General features: G+C 71.9%; 7 protein-coding genes. 3 read left to right on the forward strand and 4 right to left on the reverse strand.

Annotation, left to right across the window (positions count from 1 at the left end):
* Positions 1-117: 117 nt before the first annotated feature.
* On the reverse strand, positions 118-1,008 hold the full coding sequence (locus AB0M82_RS02005; protein WP_364716675.1) for an alpha/beta hydrolase: 891 nt from the start codon (positions 1,006-1,008) through the stop codon (positions 118-120).
* Positions 1,009-1,070: 62 nt separating this feature from the next.
* Here AB0M82_RS02005 and AB0M82_RS02010 point away from each other — a divergent pair, with 62 nt between their 5' ends.
* Positions 1,071-1,616 carry a helix-turn-helix domain-containing protein gene (locus AB0M82_RS02010; protein WP_364716677.1) on the forward strand — a complete coding sequence of 182 codons (546 nt, stop codon included), beginning with the start codon at positions 1,071-1,073 and terminating at the stop codon, positions 1,614-1,616.
* Here the strand turns inward: AB0M82_RS02010 and AB0M82_RS02015 are convergent.
* Positions 1,600-2,490 carry a LysR family transcriptional regulator gene (locus tag AB0M82_RS02015; RefSeq protein WP_364716679.1) on the reverse strand — a complete coding sequence of 297 codons (891 nt, stop codon included), beginning with the start codon at positions 2,488-2,490 and terminating at the stop codon, positions 1,600-1,602. The two genes, AB0M82_RS02010 and AB0M82_RS02015, sit on opposite strands and share 17 nt — an antisense overlap.
* Before the next feature lie 84 nt (positions 2,491-2,574).
* Between AB0M82_RS02015 and AB0M82_RS02020 the strand changes: the two genes are divergently transcribed.
* Entirely contained in the window at positions 2,575-3,522 is a 948-nt protein-coding gene (locus AB0M82_RS02020) for a threonine/serine dehydratase (protein ID WP_364716681.1), read from the forward strand.
* Here AB0M82_RS02020 and AB0M82_RS02025 read toward each other — a convergent pair.
* Both AB0M82_RS02025 and AB0M82_RS02030 read right to left on the reverse strand, forming a co-directional pair.
* The gene (locus tag AB0M82_RS02025; RefSeq protein ID WP_364716684.1) at positions 3,476-4,294 is read right to left on the reverse strand and encodes an LLM class flavin-dependent oxidoreductase; all 819 of its coding nucleotides are present in this window, start codon (positions 4,292-4,294) and stop codon (positions 3,476-3,478) included. The genes AB0M82_RS02020 and AB0M82_RS02025 overlap by 47 nt on opposite strands.
* 84 nt (positions 4,295-4,378) lie before the next feature.
* Positions 4,379-5,209: a peptidoglycan-binding protein gene (locus tag AB0M82_RS02030; RefSeq protein ID WP_364716686.1), complete on the reverse strand. Its 831-nt coding sequence runs from the start codon at positions 5,207-5,209 to the stop codon at positions 4,379-4,381.
* Positions 5,210-5,710: 501 nt separating this feature from the next.
* Here AB0M82_RS02030 and AB0M82_RS02035 point away from each other — a divergent pair.
* Positions 5,711-6,763, forward strand: a complete 1,053-nt coding sequence (locus tag AB0M82_RS02035; protein ID WP_364716688.1) for a C40 family peptidase — start codon at positions 5,711-5,713, stop codon at positions 6,761-6,763.
* Positions 6,764-6,954: the final 191 nt, after the last annotated feature.

Consider the following 6,954-nt stretch of genomic DNA (forward strand, 5'->3'; position numbering starts at 1 on the left):
CGGGGCTGCCGCTCGACCGGGTGAAGCAACTGATCGAAGCGAACACCTCGGGTAGAGTCCCTCAATGTGCCATTCACGGCCTTCCGTTGACCGCTTGCGCGGCAGAGGAATCCTCAACTACCCGGCCGCGATCAGGTCCCGGATCGCCCGCAGCACGGCGTCCTTCCGCTCGATGTGCAGGAACTGGTGCGTGGCGTCGTCGAGCACCCGGTGCTCGCCCCGCGGGACGCCGGCCGCGATCGACGCGTGCAGGTCGCGGATCCCGCGTTGGGCCGCTTCGATGAGCTCTTCGGAGCCGAACTGCGTCCAGTACGGGTTGCGGCCCATCGCGGTGAGCACGATCAGCGGGACGTCCGGGAGTTCCCCGCCGTCGCGGAGTTCCGCGTAGACGGCGTCCTCGTTCGCGGTTTCGGCGACCACGGTCCGCCACGTCGTCAGGTGGTGCTCGACCAGGGGCTCCCGCGCCTCCGGCGGCCACTCGGCGAACAACGCGCCGTACTGCTCGCGCGCACTCCGGAGCTGGCTTTCGGTGAGGTCCGGCAGCTCGGCCGCGGCCTGCTTCATCCGGTCGTTCAGCCCGGCCGCCTCCGCGGGCAGGTGGGCGAAGAGGTCTTCGTGTCCCGGGTCCAGCAGGAGCAGCCCGGCGACCTCGGCCGGGAACAGCTGGGCGAAGCGCCGCGCGTACGACGCGCCGAGGGAGTGCCCGGCCAGCACGTATGGCCCCGCGATGCCGGCGGCGCGCAGGAGGTCGCGCAGCTCCGTGGCGACGTCGGCCGCCGTGCGCGGCAGTGCGACCGGGTCGCTCCAGCCCGTGCCGGCACGGTCGTAGAGCACGCTCGTCGTGAACTCCGCGGCCGCCGTGTGGACGTTCAGGTAGTCCAGGCCGACGAGGCCCGCGCCGGGCAAAACCACGACGGGCGGGCCGCCGGCACCCGCGCGGTCCAGCGCCAGCGCACCGCCGGCGACTTCGTGGGCGCGGCCGAGCGGGAGCGATCGGGTGACGGGCATGGTGGCTCCTCCAGTCTGCATTCTCAACTTTGCGAACGGTATCACGTGTGAGAACATGCGGCATGGACTCCCTTCACCTGCTGGTGCACCCGGTGCGGCTGCGGATCGTGCACGCCATGGCGGGCGGCCGGACCCGCACGACGACGGAGCTGTGCGAGCGCCTGCCGGACGTCTCGAAGGCCACCGTGTACCGCCACGTCGGCGTCCTCGCCGAAGGCGGCATCCTCGAGGTCGAAGGCGAGCAGCGAGTCCACGGCGCCGTCGAGCGCCGGTACCGGCTGCGCGGGGACCGCGCGGTGGTCGACGCCGCCACCGCGGCGTCGGTGTCCAAAGAGGACCACCGGCAGGTGTTCGCCACCGCGATGGCGGCGCTGATCGCGGAGTTCAACGCCTACCTCGACCGCGAAGACGCCGATCCGGCGGCCGACCTCGTCGGCTACCGGCAGCACGCCGTATGGCTGAGCCGCCCGGAACTGACCGAGATGATCGGCGAGCTGCGGAAGGTCATCGTGGCCAGGCTGGGCAACGAGCCTGCCGCGGACCGGGTCCGGTACCTGCTCAGCCCCATCCAGTTCCCGGCCGCCGAACCGTCTACTGTGGACGACTGAGCCGCGCGGCCATCTCGGTCACCAGCGGCCCCGGACGCCGGTGGTGCACCAGGAAGATCTCCCGCGCCGGTCGCGCGTCGGCGGCGTCGCGGACCTCGATCCGTGCTCGGCCGGCCCGGCCGAGCACGCTCTCCGGCACGAACGCGATCCCCAGCCCCGCCTCGACCAGCGCCAGGATCACCTGGTAGTCCCGGGTTTCGTAGGCGACGCGCAGCCGGACCCCGGCGGCGTCGGCGAGCTGTTCGAGGCAGGCGCGGTTGGGCACGCCCGGGCTGCCGGAGATCCAGTCCTCCCCCGCGAGCGCGCGCAGCGTCAGCCGGCGGACCCGGGCTTTCGCGTGGCCCTCCGGCAGGATCAGCCGGAACCGCTCCGAGCGCAGCAGCGACCGGTCCAGCCCGCGTGGGTCCGGCAGCGGCGCCCCCGGGTAGCGGTGGGTGATCAGCAGGTCCAGGTCGCGCGAGCTGACCAGCCCGTAGCCGTCGGGTGGCTCCAGGTCCAGCAGCCGCAGCGCGACCGCGGGGTGGTCGCGGCGGAACTCGGCGAGCGCGGCGGGCACCAGCGTCATGCCGGCGCTCGCGAACGTGCCCACGGTGAGCTGCGCCGGCTCCTCGTCGAGCAGAGCGCGGACCGTCCGCTCGGCGGTGCGCAGCTCCCCCACGATGGTTTCCGCGTGGGTGAGCAGCGCTTCCCCGACCGGCGTCAGGGTGACGCCACGCGGGTTGCGGTGCAGCAGGGGCGCGCCGACGTCGCGCTCGAGCTTCGCCAGCTGCTGCGAGACGGCGGACGGCGTGAAGGACAGCCGCTGGGCGGCTCCGGCGATGGACCCGGCGTGCGCGACCTCGGCCAGCAGGGCCAGGCGGTGGGCGTCGAGCACGGGTTCCTCCAGGCGTAAGCAGAGCTAACGTCAGCATAGGAGACGTCGCTGGTGCTTACGGCGGTCCACGCGCATGCTGGGCCCATGATCAGCACTTCGGATGTCGAACTGGCGGCCACGCGGATCCGGGACCGGGTCCGCCGGACCCCGGTGCTCGCCGCGGACGACGGCGTGTGGTTCAAGCTGGAACAGCTGCAGCACACCGGGTCCTTCAAGGCCCGCGGCGCCTTCAACCGCATCATCGCCGCCGGCGAGCTTTCGGCGGCCGGCGTGGTGACCGCGTCGGGCGGCAACGCCGGCCTCGCCGTCGCCCACGCCGCCCGGGAGTTCGACCTCGCCGCGCGGGTGTACGTCCCGGCGAACGCGCCCGCCGTGAAGGTGGCGAAGCTGCGGAAGCTGGGCGCGGCCGTCGAACTGGTCGGCGAGAAGTACGCGGACGCCTACGACGCGGCCGTGAAGCACGCGGCGGACTCCGGCGCGCTCTTCTGCCACGCCTACGACCAGCCGGAGATCTGCGCCGGGCAGGGCACCCTCGGCCTCGAGCTGCTGGAGCAGACCGGTGGCGTCGACACCGTCCTGGTCGCGGTCGGCGGCGGCGGGCTGCTGGCGGGCGTCGCCGCCGCGGTCGAAGGCCGGGCCCGGGTGGTCGGCGTCGAACCGCGCACGATCCCGACGTTGAACGCGGCCTTGGCGGCGGGTGAGCCGGTCGCGGTCGAGGTGTCCGGCGTGGCCGCCGACTCGCTCGGCGCCACCCGGCTCGGCGACATCGCCTTCGCGGTGGCCACGCGCACGGACGCAGGCTCGGTGCTGGTGGACGACACCGCGATCGTCGAAGCCCGGGCGGCGCTGTGGGACCGCTACCGCCTCGCCGTCGAACCCGGCGGGGCGACCGCGTTCGCCGCCCTGCTCAGCGGCGGTTACCGGCCGGCGCCCGGGGAACGGGTCGCCGTCCTGCTCTGCGGCGCCAACACCGACCCGGCGACGCTCACTTCCCCGACAGCCGCTCCACCAGCGGCGCGAACTCCTCGATGAAGGCGCCGTTCACGGTGATGTAGGAGACGCCGAGCTGTTCGCGACGGCGTTCGAGTTCCTCCGCCATGGCGTCGACGCCGCCGCGGATGATGGCCAGCGAGTCGTGCTCGATGAGCGTCTCGGCGTCGACGCCGATGAAACCGCGGATCCACGGCGGCACCTGCTCGCCGACGACCCAGATGTTCAGTGCCAGCTCGACGTCGCGCTCGCCCGCCGCCGCGCGGATCTCCCCGACGTAGCCGGCCATCTCCTCGCGGGTGGCCAGCGGACCGCCGGCGAGCGTGACGATGTCGGCCTTCGCCCCGGCGAGGCGGCGCGCCTTGGGCCCGCCCGCGGCGATCATCACCGGCGTGCGCGCGTCGCCGTCGAGCCGCCGCACGTGGTCGATCGTCTCGGAGATCGAATCCAGCCGGTCCTGACCGGAGCCGTAGGGCAGGCCGAGCTCTTCGGCCTGCTGCCGCATCGTCGGCAGCCCGGTGCCGAGGCCGAGCTCGAACCGCCCGTCGGTCACCACGGTCAGGCTGCGCGCCTCCCAAGCGGCCGCCCGCGCCGTGCGCAGCGGGCTGGCCAGGACGAACGAGCCGACGCGCAGGCCGGTCGTCACCGCAGCGGCGGCCGCGAGCGCGGCGGTCGGGGTCGGCAGGTTCAGGTTGTCCGGAGACAGCAGCGTCGAGTAGCCGAGCCGTTCCGCCCGCCGGGCCGTCTCGAGCCATTTCGCGCCGCCCTCGGTCGCGCCCGCGACCACGCCGAACCGGAACGCCTTGCCTGGCATCGAAGTACCCCCATCGTGTCGGTCCTTCGATCAAACCACCGCCGCGCCCGGTCGTGCCACCACGACCGGGCGCGGCGGGCGGGCTCAGCCGCGCTGGTACTCCTCCCACGTCACCTTCGTGACCGAGGGGCCGTCGTCGGCGCCGCGGCCGGCGAGGCCGTTCTGGCCGAGGTAGTAGTCGCCCGTCTGGTGCTGCGCGCCCGACGAGAGGTCCGGGTCGGAGACCGCCATCGCGTGGATGTGGTACGCGAAGCCCTGCGCCGGGGTGCGCAGCCAGGCCGCGAACCCGACCTTGCGCAGCGCCTTCAGGAGGTTGGTCCGGCTCGTGGACGACAGGTTGGACACCGAGATGTCCATCGCGCCGCCGCCGTCGTGCGTGCCGGCCGAAGCGTCGACGCCGCCCGCGTTGTACGAACCCTGCGTCAGGCTGACCGAGGAACCGAAGAGTCCTTCGGCGGCCACCAGCATCGCCTTGGTGCGGGTGTTGAGCGTGACGCCGTGGTAAGTGACGTGGCTGCCCGCGGACACCGGGTTGGTGACCGTGTACCGGCCTTCACCCAGCTTCTCCAGCGAGGTTTTGCCCGGCAGCCCGGAGGCGTCGAGTCCGGTGTAGCCCAACGACTTCTGGTACTGCGAGTACGCCGTGATCGTGGTGGTGCCGAAATACCCGTCGACGTACGTGCTGTCCAGCAGTCCCTTGACCTGCAGCGCCTGCTCGACCAGCAGGACGCTGTCGTGCGCGCCCGGCGTCTGGGTGTCGTCGGCGCGGCGCGGGTCGATCTGGGCCGCCTTCAGCACGGCTTCCATGTTCGCCGTGGGCAGCGCCGTCGTGACCGCGGTCTCGGCCTGCGCCGGTGCGGCTACAGCGAAAGCTGCGGCGGTCAATGCCGTCAAGACGGCGGCCTTCGTGAACATTCCTGTCCTCCACTGCTCGGGATCACTACGGCGACCAGCATCACCCCACCGGATACAAGGGACATACAAATGCGACAGACCTCGTCTTCTCCGTGAACGTCCACAAAGGACATCGGACCGGTCAACGGGGCCGGCCTTGGTTCCGGTCACGCTGGGCAGGGGACCGACACCAGAGCGTCGTAACGGCATGTAACGCCGCACACAGTGTTTTGCGTTTCCACTGGTCCAAGCGTGGTCGTCACAATCACGGAGAGTTACGAGCGCCCCGCCACTGGACCTGGCCGTGTTCCTTTCGTAACCTGTTCGAGATCTCGCGTCCCCCGGCCGTCGATGAGGCGGCGACGCGAGATCGCCGCCGACCCCCTGCCGGGGACCGGACCCCCATCGCGCGCTTCACCTCATGCGGTACAGCGCGGCCGATGACGGGCAGAGCGGACGAGGCCCCCGACTCGCCGCCCGGTGCCCGACGGCGGCCGACCAGCAAAGGAGACCCGCGCGAGAATGCGTTCGCATCCCATCAAGCGCGTGGTGTCAGGTGCCATCGCCGCGGCCTCGGTGATCACCCTCGTCACCATGGCCCAGCCCCCGGCCACCGCCGCCCCCATCCCCGTCCTCCAGGCCCCGCCCACCGGCTCGGACGCCCTCGCCAAGTACCGCGACCTCGCGGCACAGGCCGAAAAGCTCAACGAAGACCTGCTCAAGGCCCAGGACGACCTGAAAGCCAAGCAGGGCGAGCTCGACAAGGCCACCGCCGACGTCACCGCCGCGAAGGACGCCGGGGCCCAGGCCGCCGACGCGAAGCAGAAGTTCCAGTCCCAGGTCGACAAGTTCGCCGGCGCGTCGTTCACCAGCGGCGTCCAGATGAACAAGCTGTCGGCGCTGCTGGCGGGCACGTCCACGCAGGACTTCCTGGACCGCTCGGCGGCTCTGGAGCTCATCGCGACCGACAAGAACGCCGCGATGGACAACCTCACCGGCGCGGCCGAAAAGGCCGCGGCGGCCGAGAAGACGGCGACCGACGCGGCGAAGCGGGCGCAGGACGCCCGTGACGCGGCGGCGAAGCTGACCGCGGACATCGAGGCCAAGAAGAAGGGCCTGCAGACCCAGATCGACCAGATCGAGGCGACCAGCCGGACCCTCAGCAGCGCCGACAAGGCCGCCCAGAAGGACACCGGCGGCGCCGCCCCGAGCGTGAAGGCGCCCACCGCGGCGGCGCAGAAGGCGGTCAACGCGGCGCTGAGCAAGCTCGGCAGCGCCTACGTGTGGGGCGCCACCGGGCCGACCACGTTCGACTGCTCGGGTCTGATGCAGTGGGCGTACAAGCAGGCCGGCATCTCGCTGCCCCGCACCTCGGCGGCGCAGGCCGGCTTCGGCACGCCGGTGTCGCGGGACCAGCTGCAGCCGGGCGACCTGGTCGCCTACTACTCCCCCGTGTCCCACATCGGGATGTACATCGGCGACGGCAAGATGGTGCACGCGCCGACGAGCGGCGACGTCGTCAAGATCTCGCCGCTGCAGAGCCAGTACGCGGGCGCGACCCGGCCCACCGCCTGACGCGAGGTGTGCCCCGTTCGGGCAAGGCCGGGTAGTTAAGGATTCCCCTGCCGCGCAAGCGGTCAACGGAACGGCCGTGAATGGCCCATTGAGGGACTCTACGACGCGTTGGGTGACGGTCCGGAGCTGGCGCTCGATGAGCGGCACTTCGACGAGGTGGCCAAGGCCGGTTTCGACACCGTCCGCCTGCC

Origin of the sequence: Amycolatopsis sp. NPDC051128 (assembly GCF_040682715.1) — a bacterium.
Classification (GTDB): Bacteria; Actinomycetota; Actinomycetes; order Mycobacteriales; family Pseudonocardiaceae; genus Amycolatopsis.